General features: G+C 41.9%; 30 protein-coding genes and 1 pseudogene. All 31 read left to right on the top strand.

Annotated features, from left to right (window positions below; translation table 11 throughout):
- The first annotated feature begins 63 nt into the window (after positions 1–63).
- The 31 genes and pseudogenes from ACQVGS_RS21445 (at position 64) to ACQVGS_RS21295 (ending at position 15782) form a co-directional block, all read left to right on the top strand.
- On the top strand, positions 64–1002 hold the full coding sequence (locus tag ACQVGS_RS21445) for an alpha/beta fold hydrolase (protein ID WP_185848350.1): 939 nt from the start codon (positions 64–66) through the stop codon (positions 1000–1002).
- Positions 1003–1261: 259 nt separating this feature from the next.
- A complete protein-coding gene (gene rpsJ / locus ACQVGS_RS21440) occupies positions 1262–1570 on the top strand; it encodes a 30S ribosomal protein S10 (RefSeq protein WP_003156464.1) in 309 nt (102 codons plus the stop codon).
- 39 nt (positions 1571–1609) lie between these two features.
- Positions 1610–2239, top strand: coding sequence for a 50S ribosomal protein L3 (gene rplC, locus ACQVGS_RS21435; RefSeq protein ID WP_059291697.1), 630 nt, complete (start codon positions 1610–1612; stop codon positions 2237–2239).
- Between the two features lie 27 nt (positions 2240–2266).
- Entirely contained in the window at positions 2267–2890 is a 624-nt protein-coding gene (rplD, locus tag ACQVGS_RS21430) for a 50S ribosomal protein L4 (RefSeq protein WP_003242004.1), read from the top strand.
- On the top strand, positions 2890–3177 hold the full coding sequence (gene rplW, locus ACQVGS_RS21425) for a 50S ribosomal protein L23 (RefSeq protein ID WP_003225793.1): 288 nt from the start codon (positions 2890–2892) through the stop codon (positions 3175–3177). The genes rplD and rplW overlap by 1 nt, the downstream gene beginning before the upstream one ends.
- 31 nt (positions 3178–3208) lie before the next feature.
- The gene (gene rplB, locus ACQVGS_RS21420; protein ID WP_003225795.1) at positions 3209–4042 is read left to right on the top strand and encodes a 50S ribosomal protein L2; all 834 of its coding nucleotides are present in this window, start codon (positions 3209–3211) and stop codon (positions 4040–4042) included.
- 57 nt (positions 4043–4099) lie between these two features.
- Positions 4100–4378 carry a 30S ribosomal protein S19 gene (rpsS, locus tag ACQVGS_RS21415; RefSeq protein ID WP_003156472.1) on the top strand — a complete coding sequence of 93 codons (279 nt, stop codon included), beginning with the start codon at positions 4100–4102 and terminating at the stop codon, positions 4376–4378.
- 16 nt (positions 4379–4394) lie between these two features.
- Positions 4395–4736, top strand: a complete 342-nt coding sequence (gene rplV / locus ACQVGS_RS21410) for a 50S ribosomal protein L22 (RefSeq protein WP_003156475.1) — start codon at positions 4395–4397, stop codon at positions 4734–4736.
- Positions 4737–4739: 3 nt separating this feature from the next.
- Positions 4740–5396: a 30S ribosomal protein S3 gene (gene rpsC / locus ACQVGS_RS21405; protein WP_010332773.1), complete on the top strand. Its 657-nt coding sequence runs from the start codon at positions 4740–4742 to the stop codon at positions 5394–5396.
- 1 nt (position 5397) lies between these two features.
- Positions 5398–5832 carry a 50S ribosomal protein L16 gene (rplP, locus tag ACQVGS_RS21400; protein WP_003225801.1) on the top strand — a complete coding sequence of 145 codons (435 nt, stop codon included), beginning with the start codon at positions 5398–5400 and terminating at the stop codon, positions 5830–5832.
- Complete coding sequence (rpmC, locus tag ACQVGS_RS21395; RefSeq protein WP_003156482.1) at positions 5822–6022, top strand: 50S ribosomal protein L29; 201 nt, start codon at positions 5822–5824, stop codon at positions 6020–6022. Before rplP ends, rpmC begins: the two co-directional genes overlap by 11 nt.
- A gap of 22 nt (positions 6023–6044) precedes the next feature.
- Positions 6045–6308: a 30S ribosomal protein S17 gene (gene rpsQ, locus ACQVGS_RS21390; protein WP_003178345.1), complete on the top strand. Its 264-nt coding sequence runs from the start codon at positions 6045–6047 to the stop codon at positions 6306–6308.
- Positions 6309–6349: 41 nt separating this feature from the next.
- Positions 6350–6718: a 50S ribosomal protein L14 gene (gene rplN / locus ACQVGS_RS21385; protein ID WP_003225805.1), complete on the top strand. Its 369-nt coding sequence runs from the start codon at positions 6350–6352 to the stop codon at positions 6716–6718.
- A gap of 36 nt (positions 6719–6754) precedes the next feature.
- On the top strand, positions 6755–7066 hold the full coding sequence (rplX, locus tag ACQVGS_RS21380; protein ID WP_003156486.1) for a 50S ribosomal protein L24: 312 nt from the start codon (positions 6755–6757) through the stop codon (positions 7064–7066).
- A 25-nt stretch (positions 7067–7091) separates the two neighbouring features.
- Positions 7092–7631, top strand: a complete 540-nt coding sequence (gene rplE, locus ACQVGS_RS21375; RefSeq protein ID WP_044153413.1) for a 50S ribosomal protein L5 — start codon at positions 7092–7094, stop codon at positions 7629–7631.
- A 22-nt stretch (positions 7632–7653) separates the two neighbouring features.
- On the top strand, positions 7654–7839 hold the full coding sequence (rpsN, locus tag ACQVGS_RS21370) for a 30S ribosomal protein S14 (protein ID WP_003156488.1): 186 nt from the start codon (positions 7654–7656) through the stop codon (positions 7837–7839).
- A 31-nt stretch (positions 7840–7870) separates the two neighbouring features.
- Entirely contained in the window at positions 7871–8269 is a 399-nt protein-coding gene (rpsH, locus tag ACQVGS_RS21365; protein WP_010332776.1) for a 30S ribosomal protein S8, read from the top strand.
- A gap of 29 nt (positions 8270–8298) precedes the next feature.
- Positions 8299–8838: a 50S ribosomal protein L6 gene (rplF, locus tag ACQVGS_RS21360; protein ID WP_010332777.1), complete on the top strand. Its 540-nt coding sequence runs from the start codon at positions 8299–8301 to the stop codon at positions 8836–8838.
- Positions 8839–8870: 32 nt separating this feature from the next.
- On the top strand, positions 8871–9233 hold the full coding sequence (gene rplR, locus ACQVGS_RS21355; RefSeq protein WP_044153410.1) for a 50S ribosomal protein L18: 363 nt from the start codon (positions 8871–8873) through the stop codon (positions 9231–9233).
- 24 nt (positions 9234–9257) lie between these two features.
- Entirely contained in the window at positions 9258–9758 is a 501-nt protein-coding gene (gene rpsE, locus ACQVGS_RS21350) for a 30S ribosomal protein S5 (RefSeq protein ID WP_003156493.1), read from the top strand.
- 13 nt (positions 9759–9771) lie between these two features.
- A complete protein-coding gene (gene rpmD / locus ACQVGS_RS21345; RefSeq protein WP_003156497.1) occupies positions 9772–9951 on the top strand; it encodes a 50S ribosomal protein L30 in 180 nt (59 codons plus the stop codon).
- 30 nt (positions 9952–9981) lie between these two features.
- Positions 9982–10422, top strand: a complete 441-nt coding sequence (gene rplO, locus ACQVGS_RS21340; protein WP_003225819.1) for a 50S ribosomal protein L15 — start codon at positions 9982–9984, stop codon at positions 10420–10422.
- A gap of 1 nt (position 10423) precedes the next feature.
- Complete coding sequence (secY, locus tag ACQVGS_RS21335; RefSeq protein ID WP_044153408.1) at positions 10424–11719, top strand: preprotein translocase subunit SecY; 1296 nt, start codon at positions 10424–10426, stop codon at positions 11717–11719.
- Positions 11720–11773: 54 nt separating this feature from the next.
- On the top strand, positions 11774–12427 hold the full coding sequence (locus tag ACQVGS_RS21330) for an adenylate kinase (protein WP_010332780.1): 654 nt from the start codon (positions 11774–11776) through the stop codon (positions 12425–12427).
- On the top strand, positions 12424–13170 hold the full coding sequence (map, locus tag ACQVGS_RS21325) for a type I methionyl aminopeptidase (RefSeq protein WP_044153406.1): 747 nt from the start codon (positions 12424–12426) through the stop codon (positions 13168–13170). Before ACQVGS_RS21330 ends, map begins: the two co-directional genes overlap by 4 nt.
- A gap of 64 nt (positions 13171–13234) precedes the next feature.
- Positions 13235–13514, top strand: a pseudogene (locus ACQVGS_RS21320) (KOW domain-containing RNA-binding protein).
- Positions 13492–13710: a translation initiation factor IF-1 gene (infA, locus tag ACQVGS_RS21315; protein ID WP_003156508.1), complete on the top strand. Its 219-nt coding sequence runs from the start codon at positions 13492–13494 to the stop codon at positions 13708–13710. The pseudogene ACQVGS_RS21320 and the gene infA overlap by 23 nt, the downstream one beginning before the upstream one ends.
- 33 nt (positions 13711–13743) lie before the next feature.
- Complete coding sequence (gene rpmJ / locus ACQVGS_RS21310) at positions 13744–13857, top strand: 50S ribosomal protein L36 (protein ID WP_003156543.1); 114 nt, start codon at positions 13744–13746, stop codon at positions 13855–13857.
- A 22-nt stretch (positions 13858–13879) separates the two neighbouring features.
- Positions 13880–14245, top strand: a complete 366-nt coding sequence (rpsM, locus tag ACQVGS_RS21305) for a 30S ribosomal protein S13 (protein WP_003156545.1) — start codon at positions 13880–13882, stop codon at positions 14243–14245.
- 20 nt (positions 14246–14265) lie between these two features.
- Positions 14266–14661 carry a 30S ribosomal protein S11 gene (rpsK, locus tag ACQVGS_RS21300; protein WP_010332782.1) on the top strand — a complete coding sequence of 132 codons (396 nt, stop codon included), beginning with the start codon at positions 14266–14268 and terminating at the stop codon, positions 14659–14661.
- Between the two features lie 176 nt (positions 14662–14837).
- Entirely contained in the window at positions 14838–15782 is a 945-nt protein-coding gene (locus tag ACQVGS_RS21295) for a DNA-directed RNA polymerase subunit alpha (RefSeq protein ID WP_010332783.1), read from the top strand.
- The last annotated feature ends 61 nt before the right edge of the window (positions 15783–15843 follow it).

Raw genomic sequence — 15843 nt, 5'->3', positions numbered from 1 at the left:
TTTTTGTGTACTTTTTTGTTTGCTTGTATAATAAGGTTTATCTTATTTGAGGAGCTATGGGTTATGAGTGAAAACACATCAATTTCTTTCATGAAAAAACTGAGGATCGAAAATACGAAGCAAATGCTCATGATCAATGGAAATGATATAGCGAACCCATTGCTGCTTTTTTTACATGGTGGACCCGGAGCATCCCAAATCGGATTTATCAGGAGCTATCAAAAGGAACTGGAACAGCACTTTACAGTTGTAAATTGGGATCAAAGGGGTTCAGGTCTTTCCTATACTAAACAGATTCCGCAGAGTTCAATGACAATCAGTCAAATCATTAAAGACACTATTCAAGTTACTGAATGGCTCTTAAATTATTTTTCAAAACCAAAAGTGTACCTTGCAGGACATTCTTGGGGTTCGCTGCTGGCTCTTCATGTTCTGCAAGAGAGGCCGGATCTTTTTCACGCTTATTATGGAATCAGTCAGGTGACTAATACTCAGCTGGAAGAAAAAACGGCCTATGATTCTCTGCGCAAGACAAATCGCTTTCTTTCAGTAGCCTTAGGCTTACTCGGCCCTCCACCTTGGAACAAGAAAATTCAGCACTTCATCTTTCGAGTCTGTATTGAACTGAGCAGGGGAGGATTCACTCATCATCGCCGGCACATTCTTACAGTATTGTGTCAGTTGCTTGCTGGAAATGAGTATGGAATAAAAAACATCTCTCGTTTCATCAGAGGACAGCTTTTCAGCGCAAAGTATTTAACTGATGACTTATTTCGTTTTGATGCATTTAAATCAGTTTCTTCTATTAAAGTACCGAGCTTTTTTATTTCGGGGAGACATGATTTGATCGTTCCTGCTGAAACATCGAAACAGTATTATCTGTTTGTGGATGCTCCCGAAAAGCGCTGGCATTATTTTAAAAACTCCGCCCACACGCCGCATATCGAGGAGCCTTCATTATTTGCCAATACTCTGAGTAAACACGCAGTGTACCACTTATGATAGAAGAAAATTCCCTTATTCACTCGCTTCTTGATAAATAAGAAAAACACCTGTATAATACTAAAAGTGTGCAAATCATGCATATTCTAAATAAGTCTTGCAACATACGTCTATTTTCTGTATAATGGTGTATGTTGGTCTTTGACTGCGATGAAGTGAGAGGTTGCTGACACACCCGGCCGCTTTGCCATGGCAAGGTGTTCAGGTTTTTCTCACGGAGAACTGTCTAACGTGAAGTAGGCGAAAAGGAGGGAAAATAATGGCAAAACAAAAAATTCGTATTCGTTTGAAAGCATATGATCATAGAATCCTTGATCAATCTGCAGAGAAGATTGTTGAAACGGCAAAACGTTCTGGTGCCAGCGTATCTGGTCCGATTCCGTTGCCAACTGAAAAATCAGTTTACACAATCCTTCGTGCGGTGCACAAATACAAAGATTCTCGTGAGCAATTTGAAATGCGTACACATAAACGTTTAATCGACATTGTGAACCCAACACCACAAACTGTTGATGCGCTCATGCGATTAGACTTACCATCTGGTGTCGATATCGAAATTAAACTTTAATTCTAAAATATAGAATGATCTTAATAGGAGGTGTGACGAATGACCAAAGGAATCTTAGGAAGAAAAATTGGTATGACGCAAGTATTCGCAGAAAACGGTGATCTTATTCCGGTAACTGTTATTGAAGCTGCTCCGAACGTTGTTCTCCAAAAGAAAACAGCTGAAAACGACGGCTACGAAGCAATCCAGCTTGGTTTTGACGACAAGCGCGAAAAGCTTTCTAACAAACCTGAACAAGGACACGTTGCTAAAGCGGAAACTGCTCCTAAGCGCTTCGTAAAAGAATTACGCGGAGTGGAAATGGATGCGTATGAAGTTGGTCAGGAAGTCAAGGTTGAAATTTTCTCTGCTGGAGAAATTGTAGATGTAACAGGAGTATCTAAAGGTAAAGGTTTCCAAGGTGCGATCAAGCGCCACGGACAATCTCGCGGACCTATGTCTCACGGTTCACGCTACCACCGTCGTCCTGGTTCAATGGGACCTGTAGATCCTAACCGTGTATTCAAAGGTAAATTATTACCTGGACGTATGGGCGGAGAGCAGATCACTGTTCAAAACCTTGAAGTCGTAAAAGTTGATGCGGAACGCAATCTTCTTTTGATCAAAGGTAACGTACCTGGTGCGAGAAAATCTTTAATCACTGTTAAAAGTGCTGTTAAATCTAAATAACTCTCTTAGGAAAGGAGGAAATTGATCATGCCAAAAGTAGCATTATACAACCAAAACGGTTCTACTGCTGGTGACATCGAATTAAACGCTTCTGTATTTGGAATTGAGCCAAATGAAAGTGTTGTATTCGACGCTATTCTTATGCAAAGAGCTTCCTTACGTCAAGGATCTCACAAAGTAAAAAATCGTTCTGAAGTACGCGGCGGAGGTCGTAAACCATGGCGTCAAAAAGGTACTGGACGTGCCCGTCAAGGTTCTATCCGTTCACCGCAATGGCGCGGAGGTGGTGTCGTATTCGGCCCAACACCACGCAGCTATTCTTATAAATTACCTAAAAAAGTTCGCCGCTTGGCAATCAAATCAGTATTGTCTTCTAAAGTAAACGACAACAACATCATCGTACTTGAAGATCTTACTCTTGATACGGCTAAAACAAAAGAAATGGCAGCTATCCTTAAAGGATTATCTGTTGAGAAAAAAGCTTTAATCGTAACTGCAGATGCTAACGAAGCAGTAGCTTTATCTGCTCGCAACATTCCTGGAGTTACTGTAGTTGAAGCTAACGGAATCAACGTTTTAGACGTTGTCAACCACGAGAAGCTTCTGATTACAAAAGCAGCGGTTGAAAAAGTAGAGGAGGTGCTTGCATAATGAAAGATCCTCGTGATGTTCTAAAGCGCCCCGTCATTACTGAACGTTCTGCTGATTTAATGGCTGAAAAGAAATATACTTTTGAAGTTGATGTAAGAGCTAACAAAACAGAAGTGAAAGACGCGGTTGAAAGCATCTTTGGAGTGAAAGTTGACAAAGTCAACATTATGAACTACAAAGGTAAATCAAAACGTGTTGGACGCTACACTGGTATGACTAGCCGTCGCAGAAAAGCGATCGTAAAACTTACTGCAGACAGCAAAGAAATCGAAATTTTTGAAGCTTAATTATCTGTAAAAAGAAGGAGGGAAATTCAAAATGGCGATTAAAAAGTATAAACCGACCTCTAATGGACGTCGTGGCATGACAACTTCAGATTTTGCTGAAATCACGACTGACAAGCCGGAAAAATCCTTGCTTGCTCCCCTTCACAAAAAAGGCGGACGTAACAACCAAGGTAAATTGACTGTACGTCACCAAGGTGGCGGACATAAACGCCAATACCGTGTTATCGACTTCAAACGCGATAAAGATGGTATACCTGGACGCGTTGCTACAGTTGAATACGATCCAAACCGTTCAGCTAACATCGCTCTAATCAACTATGCAGACGGAGAAAAACGTTACATTCTTGCTCCAAAAGGAATTCAAGTGGGTACTGAAATCATGTCAGGTCCAGAAGCTGACATCAAAGTAGGTAATGCACTTCCACTTATCAACATCCCTGTTGGTACAGTTGTGCATAACATTGAATTAAAACCTGGCAAAGGCGGACAGCTTGTACGTTCAGCTGGTACATCTGCTCAGGTTCTTGGTAAAGAAGGTAAATACGTTCTTGTACGTCTTAACTCTGGAGAAGTTCGCATGATTCTTTCTGCTTGCCGTGCTTCTATCGGTCAAGTAGGTAACGAACAGCACGAACTTATCAACATTGGTAAAGCTGGACGTTCTCGCTGGAAAGGCATCCGTCCAACAGTTCGTGGTTCTGTAATGAACCCTAACGATCACCCACACGGTGGTGGTGAAGGACGTGCGCCAATCGGACGTAAATCACCAATGTCTCCATGGGGCAAACCAACTCTTGGATTCAAGACACGTAAGAAAAAGAACAAATCTGATAAATTTATCGTACGTCGTCGCAAAAATAAATAACGGGGTTGTCTACGGTTCACTTCGGACCGTAGTGCAATCACGAAGGGAGGTTCCAAAATGGCTCGCAGCTTGAAAAAAGGACCATTTGTCGATGGACACTTGATGACAAAAATCGAGAAATTAAATGAAACAGACAAGAAACAAGTCGTAAAAACTTGGTCTCGTCGTTCTACTATTTTCCCACAGTTTATTGGTCACACAATCGCAGTCTATGACGGACGTAAACACGTGCCTGTATTCATCTCTGAAGATATGGTAGGGCATAAGTTGGGTGAATTCGCTCCAACTCGTACGTACAAAGGTCATGCTAGTGATGACAAAAAAACAAGACGCTAAGAGAGGAGGCTTTTAAATGCAAGCTAAAGCTGTTGCAAGAACAGTCCGTATTGCTCCTCGTAAAGCACGTCTAGTAATGGACCTGATTCGAGGCAAGCAAGTAGGTGAAGCAGTGTCAATCTTGAACCTAACACCGAGAGCTGCTTCTCCAATTATCGAGAAAGTATTAAAATCCGCTATTGCAAATGCTGAGCATAACTATGAAATGGACGCTAACAACCTGGTTATTTCTCAAGCATTCGTTGACGAAGGCCCTACGTTAAAAAGATTCCGCCCACGTGCTATGGGACGTGCGAGCCAAATCAACAAACGTACGAGCCACATTACAATCGTTGTATCAGAAAAGAAGGAGGGATAAGTAGTGGGTCAAAAGGTAAATCCAGTCGGTCTTCGTATCGGAGTCATTCGTGATTGGGAATCTAAGTGGTACGCTGGTAAAGATTACGCTGACTTCCTGCACGAAGATTTAAGAATTCGTGAATACATTAGCAAACGACTTTCTGACGCTTCTGTTTCTAAAGTTGAAATCGAACGCGCAGCAAATCGTGTTAACATTACGATCCACACAGCTAAGCCTGGTATGGTTATCGGTAAAGGCGGTTCTGAAGTTGAAGCACTTCGTAAAGCCCTTAACAGCCTTACTGGCAAGCGTGTACACATTAACATTCTTGAAATCAAAAGAGCAGATCTTGATGCACAGCTAGTTGCTGACAACATCGCTCGTCAATTAGAAAACCGTGTATCTTTCCGCCGTGCGCAGAAACAACAAATCCAACGCACAATGCGTGCTGGAGCACAAGGTGTGAAAACAATGGTTTCTGGTCGTCTTGGCGGTGCAGATATCGCTCGTTCTGAATACTACAGTGAAGGAACTGTTCCATTGCACACATTACGTGCGGACATTGACTATGCAACATCTGAAGCTGACACTACTTACGGTAAGCTTGGTGTAAAAGTCTGGATCTATCGTGGAGAGGTTCTTCCTACTAAGAAGAAAACTGAGGAAGGAGGAAAATAATATGTTATTACCTAAACGCGTTAAATATCGCAGAGAGCATCGCGGAAAAATGCGTGGCCGTGCGAAAGGCGGTACTGAAGTACATTTCGGTGAGTTCGGTATCCAAGCTCTAGAAGCTTCTTGGATCACTAACCGTCAAATCGAAGCTGCCCGTATTGCGATGACTCGTTACATGAAACGTGGCGGTAAAGTTTGGATCAAAATTTTCCCTTCTAAACCTTACACTGCTAAACCACTTGAGGTACGTATGGGATCCGGTAAAGGGGCTCCAGAAGGTTGGGTAGCTGTTGTAAAACCGGGCAAAGTTTTATTTGAAATTTCTGGTGTGTCTGAAGAGGTTGCTCGTGAAGCACTTCGTCTTGCATCTCACAAATTGCCAATTAAAACGAAGTTCGTAAAACGTGAAGAAATTGGTGGTGAATCAAATGAAAGCTAATGAAATTCGTGACCTTACCACTGCTGAAATTGAACAAAAAGTAAAGTCTCTTAAAGAAGAACTTTTCAATCTTCGCTTTCAATTAGCGACAGGACAACTTGAAAATACTGCTCGCATTCGTGAAGTGCGCAAAGCTATCGCGCGCATGAAAACTGTGATTCGTGAAAGAGAAATTGCTGCTAATAAATAATCACTGAGGGGAGGTCGTGAGCATGAGCGAACGTAACCAACGCAAAGTTTACCAAGGCCGTGTTGTTTCTGACAAAATGGATAAAACCATCACTGTTGTTGTTGAAACATACAAGAAACATTCACTTTACGGTAAACGCGTAAAATACTCAAAGAAATTCAAAGCACATGATGAAAATAATCAAGCGAAAATCGGTGACATCGTAAAGATCATGGAAACTCGTCCATTGTCTGCAACTAAGCGTTTCCGTCTAGTTGAAGTTGTCGAAGAAGCTGTTATTATCTAATAAAGTTCGGAATTCTTTTTTCCGAAGGGAGGTAACAAATAATGATTCAACAAGAGACTCGTTTAAAAGTAGCTGACAACTCTGGCGCACGTGAAGTACTTACTATTAAAGTTCTTGGTGGTTCTGGTCGTAAAACAGCTAACATTGGTGATGTAATTGTTTGCACGGTTAAACAAGCAACACCAGGAGGCGTTGTCAAAAAAGGTGAAGTCGTAAAAGCTGTTATCGTTCGCACTAAAAGCGGAGCGCGCAGAAGTGACGGTTCATACATCAGCTTCGATGAGAATGCATGTGTTATCATCCGTGACGACAAGAGCCCGCGTGGAACTCGTATCTTCGGACCAGTTGCTCGTGAATTGCGTGAAAACAACTTTATGAAAATTGTTTCTCTAGCTCCAGAAGTTATCTAATGAAATAAATGCCTTATTCAAGGAGGTGCGATCAGGATGCATGTAAAAAAAGGCGATAAAGTTATGGTTATCTCTGGTAAAGATAAAGGCAAACAAGGAACAATCCTTGCTGCTTTCCCTAAAAAGGACCGCGTTTTAGTTGAAGGTGTTAACATGGTAAAGAAACACTCTAAACCAACTCAAGCTAACCCTCAAGGCGGTATTTCTAATCAAGAGGCGCCAATTCATGTATCAAACGTTATGCCGCTCGATCCTAAAACAGGTGAAGTGACTCGCGTAGGATACAAAGTGGAAGATGGCAAAAAAGTTCGTGTAGCAAAAAAATCTGGGCAAGTTCTAGATAAATAGTATTAAAGGAAGGGAGGTCTATCTCATGAACCGCCTTAAAGAAAAGTACAATAAAGAAATTGCACCTGCTTTAATGACTAAGTTCAACTATGACTCAGTTATGCAAGTGCCTAAAATTGAAAAAATCGTAATCAACATGGGTGTTGGTGACGCTGTTCAAAACGCAAAAGCAATCGACAGTGCTGTTGAAGAATTAACGTTTATCGCAGGTCAAAAACCTGTCGTTACTCGTGCGAAGAAATCAATTGCTGGATTCCGTCTTCGTGAAGGAATGCCTATCGGTGCGAAAGTAACTCTTCGCGGAGAGCGCATGTATGATTTCCTTGATAAACTTATTTCTGTATCTTTACCGCGTGTACGTGACTTCCGCGGGGTTTCTAAAAAATCTTTCGACGGTCGCGGTAACTACACACTTGGTATCAAAGAACAGTTAATCTTCCCTGAAATTGACTACGATAAAGTAACAAAGGTTCGCGGAATGGACATCGTTATTGTAACGACTGCTAATTCTGATGAAGAGGCTCGTGAGCTATTAACTCAAGTAGGTATGCCGTTCCAGAAATAATCAATGAAAGGGAGGCGAAATCGTGGCTAAGAAGTCAATGATTGCGAAACAACAACGTACACCAAAGTTTAAAGTACAAGAGTACACTCGCTGTGAACGCTGCGGACGTCCGCATTCAGTCATTCGTAAATTTAAACTTTGCCGTATTTGTTTCCGTGAGCTTGCATATAAAGGACAAATTCCTGGCGTGAAAAAAGCCAGCTGGTAATCCCCAAGAAAGGGAAGGAGGTAATTATATAATGGTTATGACAGATCCAATTGCAGATATGCTGACTCGTATTCGTAATGCAAACATGGTACGTCATGAGAAGCTTGAAATTCCTGCTTCTAAATTGAAAAGAGAAATTGCTGAAATTTTAAAGCGTGAAGGTTTCATTCGTGACGTTGAGTTCGTAGAAGACAGTAAACAAGGTATCATCCGCGTTTTCTTGAAATACGGACAAAATAACGAGCGCGTAATCACTGGTCTTAAAAGAATCAGCAAACCTGGTTTGCGTGTTTATGCTAAATCTAATGAAGTACCGCGTGTACTTAACGGTCTAGGAATCGCAATTCTTTCTACATCACATGGCGTTTTAACGGACAAAGAAGCCCGTGCAAAACAAGCTGGTGGAGAAGTATTAGCATACGTTTGGTAAAAAGTTTAACATGAATGGAGGTGTTTGGTATGTCTCGTGTAGGTAAGAAGCTACTTGAGATTCCTTCTGATGTTACAGTAACGTTAAACGATAACAATACTGTAGCTGTGAAAGGACCAAAAGGAGAATTAACTCGTACGTTTCACCCTGATATGGAGATTAAAATAGAGGACAATGTGCTTACAGTCGCTCGTCCTTCTGATCAAAAAGAGCACCGTGCCCTGCATGGTACGACTCGCAGTCTGCTTGGCAACATGGTGGAAGGCGTATCTAAAGGATTTGAAAGAGGTTTGGAATTAGTCGGTGTCGGTTATCGTGCGTCTAAATCCGGAAATAAACTTGTTTTAAACGTTGGATACTCTCACCCTGTTGAGATCGTCCCTGAAGAAGGCATCGATATCGAAGTTCCTTCTCAAACTAAAGTAGTCGTTAAAGGTACAGACAAAGAACGTGTAGGAGCTATTGCTGCTAACATTCGCGCTGTCCGTTCTCCAGAGCCTTACAAAGGTAAAGGAATCCGCTACGAAGGTGAAGTTGTTCGCCGTAAAGAAGGTAAATCTGCTAAGTAAGATCGCTTAAAGTGAAGAAAGGAGTGACCTAGATGATTACGAAAACTAGCAAAAATGCTGCTCGTCTTAAAAGACACGCTCGTGTTCGCGCTAAACTTTCTGGTACTGCTGAAAGACCGCGTCTTAACGTTTTCCGTTCAAACAAGCACATTTACGCTCAAATCATCGATGATGTAAATGGTGTAACACTTGCTAGTGCATCTACTCTCGATAAAGACTTGAACGTTGAAAGCACTGGAGATACTTCAGCTGCTGCTAAAGTTGGAGAATTAGTTGCAAAACGCGCTGCTGAAAAAGGCGTTTCTGACGTAGTATTTGACCGTGGCGGATACTTATACCATGGACGTGTAAAAGCTTTGGCTGATGCCGCTCGTGAAGCTGGACTTAAATTTTAATAAAAGAAGGAGGGACACATGATTATGCGTCGTATTGACCCAAGCAAATTAGAGTTAGAAGAACGCTTAGTTACGGTTAACCGCGTAGCGAAAGTTGTTAAAGGTGGTCGTCGTTTCCGCTTCGCAGCTCTAGTCGTTGTCGGTGACAAAAACGGACACGTAGGATTCGGTACTGGTAAAGCACAAGAAGTACCAGAAGCGATCCGCAAAGCTGTTGAAGATGCGAAAAAGAATTTAATTGAAGTACCAATGGTTGGAACTACAATTCCACATGAAATCATCGGACGTTTCGGTGCAGGTAACATCTTGTTAAAACCTGCTTCTGAAGGTACTGGAGTTATCGCTGGAGGCCCTGTACGTGCGGTACTTGAGCTTGCTGGTGTAGCTGACATCCTTTCTAAGTCTTTAGGTTCTAACACACCGATCAACATGATTCGTGCAACACTTCAAGGCTTAAGTGAACTTAAGCGTGCTGAAGAGGTTGCGAAGCTTCGTGGAAAATCTGTAGAAGAACTGTTAGGATAAGGAGGGAATATTAATGGCTAAATTAGAAATTACCCTCAAACGAAGTGTAATCGGTCGCCCGGAAGATCAACGCGTTACTGTGAGAACACTTGGTTTAAAGAAAACAAACCAAACTGTTGTTCATGAAGACAACGCTGCGATTCGTGGTATGATTAATAAAGTATCTCATTTAGTTTCTGTTAAAGAACAATAAAAATAATTGATCGGATAAGGAGGTGTCCTAATGAAACTTCATGAATTAAAACCTTCAGAAGGTTCACGCAAAACGCGTAATCGCGTAGGTCGTGGTATTGGTTCTGGCAACGGTAAAACAGCTGGTAAAGGTCACAAAGGTCAAAACGCTCGTTCTGGCGGCGGTGTACGCCCAGGGTTCGAGGGGGGACAAATGCCTTTATTCCAACGTCTTCCTAAACGCGGTTTTACTAACATTAACCGTAAGGAATACGCTGTAGTCAACCTAGACAAATTGAACGGTTTTGCAGAAGGAACGGAAGTCACTCCTGAACTTCTTCTTGAGACTGGTGTTATAAGCAAACTTAATGCAGGAGTAAAGATTCTTGGCAACGGTAAATTAGAGAAAAAATTAACTGTAAAAGCCAATAAATTCTCTGCTTCTGCGAAAGAAGCTGTTGAAGCTGCTGGCGGTACAGCTGAGGTGATCTAACTTGTTTAAAACAATCTCCAACTTTATGCGTGTGAGTGATATCCGGAATAAAATCATATTCACTTTACTCATGCTTATCGTCTTTCGCATAGGTGCGTTTATTCCTGTGCCGTATGTTAACGCTGATGTGTTACAGGCACAGTCTCAAATGGGAGTATTTGATCTTCTTAATACATTTGGCGGCGGTGCGCTTTACCAATTCTCTATTTTCGCAATGGGGATTACTCCTTACATCACAGCTTCAATCATCATCCAGCTGCTTCAGATGGATGTTGTGCCGAAGTTTACTGAGTGGTCTAAGCAGGGTGAAGTCGGCCGCCGTAAATTGGCTCAGTTCACAAGATACTTTACGATTGTCCTTGGATTTATCCAAGCGTTGGGTATGTCATACGGATTTAACAATTTGGCTAACGGATTGCTGATTGAAAAATCCGGCGTATCCACATATCTGATCATCGCTTTAGTACTCACTGGCGGAACTGCCTTTTTAATGTGGCTTGGAGAACAAATCACATCTCATGGAGTAGGCAACGGAATATCGATCATTATCTTCGCGGGGATTGTGTCTAGTATTCCGAAAACGGTTGGACAAATATATGAGACTCAATTTGTCGGCAGCAACGATCAGCTGTTTATTCATATTGTGAAAGTCGCTCTTCTTGTGATTGCGATTTTAGCAGTTATTGTTGGAGTTATTTTCATTCAGCAAGCTGTACGGAAAATTGCGATTCAATATGCTAAAGGCACAGGTCGTTCACCTGCTGGCGGAGGTCAGTCTACTCACCTTCCATTGAAAGTGAATCCTGCCGGTGTTATTCCAGTAATCTTTGCGGTTGCGTTTTTAATAACACCGCGTACGATCGCGTCATTCTTTGGAACAAACGATGTGACAAAGTGGATTCAAGCCAACTTTGACAATACACATCCGGTGGGGATGACTATATATGTTGCGTTAATTATTGCCTTTACGTACTTTTATGCTTTTGTCCAGGTTAATCCTGAACAAATGGCTGATAACCTTAAAAAACAGGGTGGCTATATCCCGGGGGTTCGTCCAGGGAAAATGACTCAAGATAGAATTACGAGCATTTTGTATCGACTTACGTTTGTGGGTGCTTTATTCTTAGCCGTGATTTCCATTCTTCCTATCTTTTTCATTCAATTCGCTGGATTGCCTCAAAGTGCACAAATTGGCGGAACATCTTTGTTAATTGTTGTCGGGGTAGCCTTGGAGACAATGAAACAACTAGAAAGCCAGTTGGTGAAACGAAACTACCGTGGATTTATGAAAAACTAGAGGAAATGGATTTATCCATTCCCTCTTAATTAAGAGAGGACGGGGGAAATCCGAATGAACTTAGTCTTAATGGGGCTTCCTGGTGCCGGTAAAGGTACACAGGGCGAACGAATTGTTGAGGATTATGGAATACCTCACATCTCAACAGGAGATATGTTCCGTGCTGCTATGAAAGAGGAAACATCACTCGGACTCGAAGCAAAATCTTATATTGATAAGGGAGAGCTCGTACCTGATGAAGTCACAATTGGAATTGTCAAAGAAAGACTTGGCAAAGATGATTGTGAAAGAGGTTTTCTTCTGGACGGATTTCCGCGAACAGTCGCTCAAGCCGAAGCTCTTGAAGAAATTCTTGAAGAATACGGCAAGCCGATTGATTATGTCATTAACATTAAAGTTGATAAAGATTCTTTAATGGAACGTCTGACTGGACGCAGAATTTGCAGTGTTTGCGGCACAACCTATCATTTAGTCTTTAATCCGCCGAAAACGCCGGGTGTTTGTGATAAAGACGGAGGCGAACTCTATCAACGGGCAGATGATAATGAGGAAACAGTCTCTAAACGGCTTGAGGTAAACATGAAGCAGACTCAGCCTTTACTCGATTTCTATTCTGAGAAAGGTTATCTTGTAAACGTGAATGGCCAGCAGGACATTCAAGATGTTTATGCAGATGTGAAGGATCTTCTTGGAGGATTAAAAAAATGATTATCTGTAAAACCCCACGTGAACTTGGTATCATGCGGGAAGCAGGGCGAATCGTGGCTTTGACTCACGAAGAGTTAAAAAAGCACATTAAACCAGGAATCTCGACAAAAGAATTGGATCAAATTGCCGAACGTTTTATTAAGAAGCAGGGTGCAATCCCATCTTTTAAGGGTTATAATGGGTTTCGCGGGAGCATTTGCGTATCAGTGAATGAAGAGCTCGTTCACGGCATTCCTGGCAGCAGGGTGCTGCGTGACGGTGACATCATCAGTATTGATATCGGTGCTAAATTAAATGGTTATCATGGTGACTCTGCATGGACATATCCGGTAGGAAACATCAGTGATGATGATAAAAAACTTCTGGAAGTGACAGAGGAATCTTTATATAAAGGCTTGCAGGAAGCAAAACCAGGTGAACGTTTGTCGAATATTTCCCACGCAATACAAACGTATGTCGAAAATGAGCAGTTTTCAGTTGTTAGGGAGTATGTCGGACATGGTGTTGGTCAAGACTTGCATGAGGACCCGCAAATTCCTCATTACGGTCCGCCCAACAAAGGACCACGGCTTAAACCTGGCATGGTTCTCGCTATTGAACCTATGGTGAACGCTGGCAGCCGCTATGTGAAAACTTTGGCTGATAACTGGACGGTTGTAACGGTAGATGGGAAAAAGTGTGCTCATTTTGAACATACAATTGCGATTACGGAAACGGGTTTTGATATACTGACAAAAGTCTAGATGATGACATCATTCCGAAGGCAGATGTTTTTCCGGCTTGATAGGGCAGAAGGTTCGGTTTAACATTGGCAGGAACGAATTCATCTTGCCGTTGTCGGTGGAATTGTAATCATCATGTACTAATAGCAGACGGAGAAAAGCGTACATTTCATTCTCCTAAGAAATAGAATATCAATCATTTAACCCTTTATGATTGCGTATCTCCGGAAGTTCAGAACAGTATAAACGAAACAGGGCGTGTGACAAACGGAAAACTGAGATTTTCTCTTTTGAAATTTGTCAGAAAGCAAGTTACTGATTTGAAGAAGGGAGAACACTTGAATGGCGAAAGACGATGTAATTGAAGTGGAAGGTACGATAGTCGAAACATTGCCAAACGCGATGTTCAAAGTTGAACTCGAAAATGGACACACTGTTTTGGCTCACGTATCTGGTAAAATCCGCATGCACTTCATTCGCATTTTACCTGGAGACAAAGTTACGGTAGAATTATCTCCATATGACTTAACTCGTGGCAGGATTACGTACCGTTACAAATAAAGCACTCCGGAAACTGAAGGAGGTTGGAAACACATGAAAGTGAGACCATCAGTTAAACCAATCTGCGAAAAATGTAAAGTTATTCGCAGAAAAGGAAAAGTAATGGTGATCTGTGAAAATCCAAAGCATAAACAAAAACAAGGATAATTTATAAGGAGGTGCCCAGAGAATGGCTCGTATTGCTGGTGTAGATATCCCACGTGACAAACGTGTTGTTATTTCTTTAACATATGTCTTCGGAATTGGCCGCACAACGGCTCAGCAAGTCTTGAAAGAGGCTGGTGTTTCAGAAGATACTCGTGTGCGTGATCTTACTGAAGAAGAACTTGGTAAAATCCGTGATGTTATTGACAAACTGAAAGTAGAAGGTGACCTTCGCCGTGAAGTTTCTCTTAACATTAAGCGTCTGATCGAAATCGGAAGCTACCGCGGAATCCGTCATCGCAGAGGTTTGCCTGTTCGCGGACAAAACTCTAAAAACAATGCGCGTACTCGTAAAGGTCCGCGTCGTACTGTAGCTAACAAGAAAAAATAAGTAAGGGAGGTACCTAAACAATGGCTGCTGCTCGTAAATCTAACACGCGTAAACGTCGCGTGAAAAAGAATATTGAGTCTGGAATTGCTCATATTCGTTCAACTTTCAATAACACGATCGTTACGATCACTGACACTCATGGTAATGCTCTTTCTTGGTCTAGTGCCGGAGCTCTAGGATTCAGAGGTTCTCGTAAATCTACTCCTTTTGCTGCACAAATGGCTGCAGAAACAGCTGCTAAAGGTTCAATCGAACATGGACTTAAAACTCTTGAGGTTACTGTAAAAGGCCCTGGTTCAGGTCGTGAAGCTGCTATCCGTGCGCTTCAAGCTGCTGGATTAGAAGTCACTGCTATCAGAGACGTAACTCCTGTTCCTCATAACGGATGCCGTCCACCAAAACGTCGCCGCGTGTAATTTGTTTGTATAGATTTTGTGTCCCTGTCAATAATGGGTTATGATACAGTTATTTATTAAACGAATGCACCGACTCGTTGCCTGAGCACATACGGGACTAAACAATGGGGAATTTCGGATGGAATCTCATATGATTCTATTCGAGGTTTCGACGTTTTGAAGGAGGGTTTTAAGTAATGATCGAGATTGAAAAACCAAAAATCGAAACGGTTGAAATCAGCGACGATGCCAAATTTGGTAAGTTTGTCGTAGAGCCACTTGAGCGTGGATATGGTACAACTCTGGGTAACTCCTTACGTCGTATCCTCTTATCCTCACTCCCTGGTGCCGCTGTAACATCAATCCAGATAGATGGTGTACTGCACGAATTCTCGACAATTGAAGGCGTTGTGGAAGATGTTACAACGATTATCTTAAACATTAAAAAGCTTGCATTGAAAATCTACTCTGATGAAGAGAAGACGCTAGAAATTGATGTACAGGGTGATGGAACTGTAACAGCAGCTGATATTACACACGATAGTGATGTAGAGATCTTAAATCCTGATCTCCATATCGCGACTCTTGGTGAGAATGCGAGTTTCCGAGTTCGCCTTACTGCTCAAAGAGGACGTGGGTATACGCCTGCTGACGCAAACAAAAGAGACGATCAGCCTATCGGCGTGATTCCGATCGATTCAATCTATACGCCAGTTTCTCGTGTATCTTATCAAGTAGAGAACACTCGTGTAGGCCAGGTTGCAAACTATGACAAACTTACACTTGATGTTTGGACTGATGGAAGCACTGGACCTAAAGAAGCGATTGCGCTTGGTTCAAAGATTTTAACTGAACACCTTAATATATTCGTTGGTTTAACTGACGAAGCTCAGCATGCTGAAATCATGGTTGAAAAAGAAGAAGATCAAAAAGAGAAAGTTCTTGAAATGACGATTGAAGAATTGGATCTTTCTGTTCGTTCTTACAACTGCTTAAAGCGTGCGGGTATCAACACGGTTCAAGAGCTTGCGAACAAGACGGAAGAAGATATGATGAAAGTTCGTAATCTAGGACGTAAATCACTTGAAGAAGTGAAAGCGAAACTAGAAGAACTTGGACTCGGACTTCGCAAAGACGATTGACTAGTTTCCCTTGTGAACTAGGATTTTCGTGTGTTTATAATTCAGAAAAAGCATTCCAATA

It is taken from the genome of Bacillus sp. SD127 (assembly GCF_058566445.1).
Note: the sequence above shows the minus strand (reverse complement) of the source record. Positions and strands in the feature narration are given on the sequence as shown.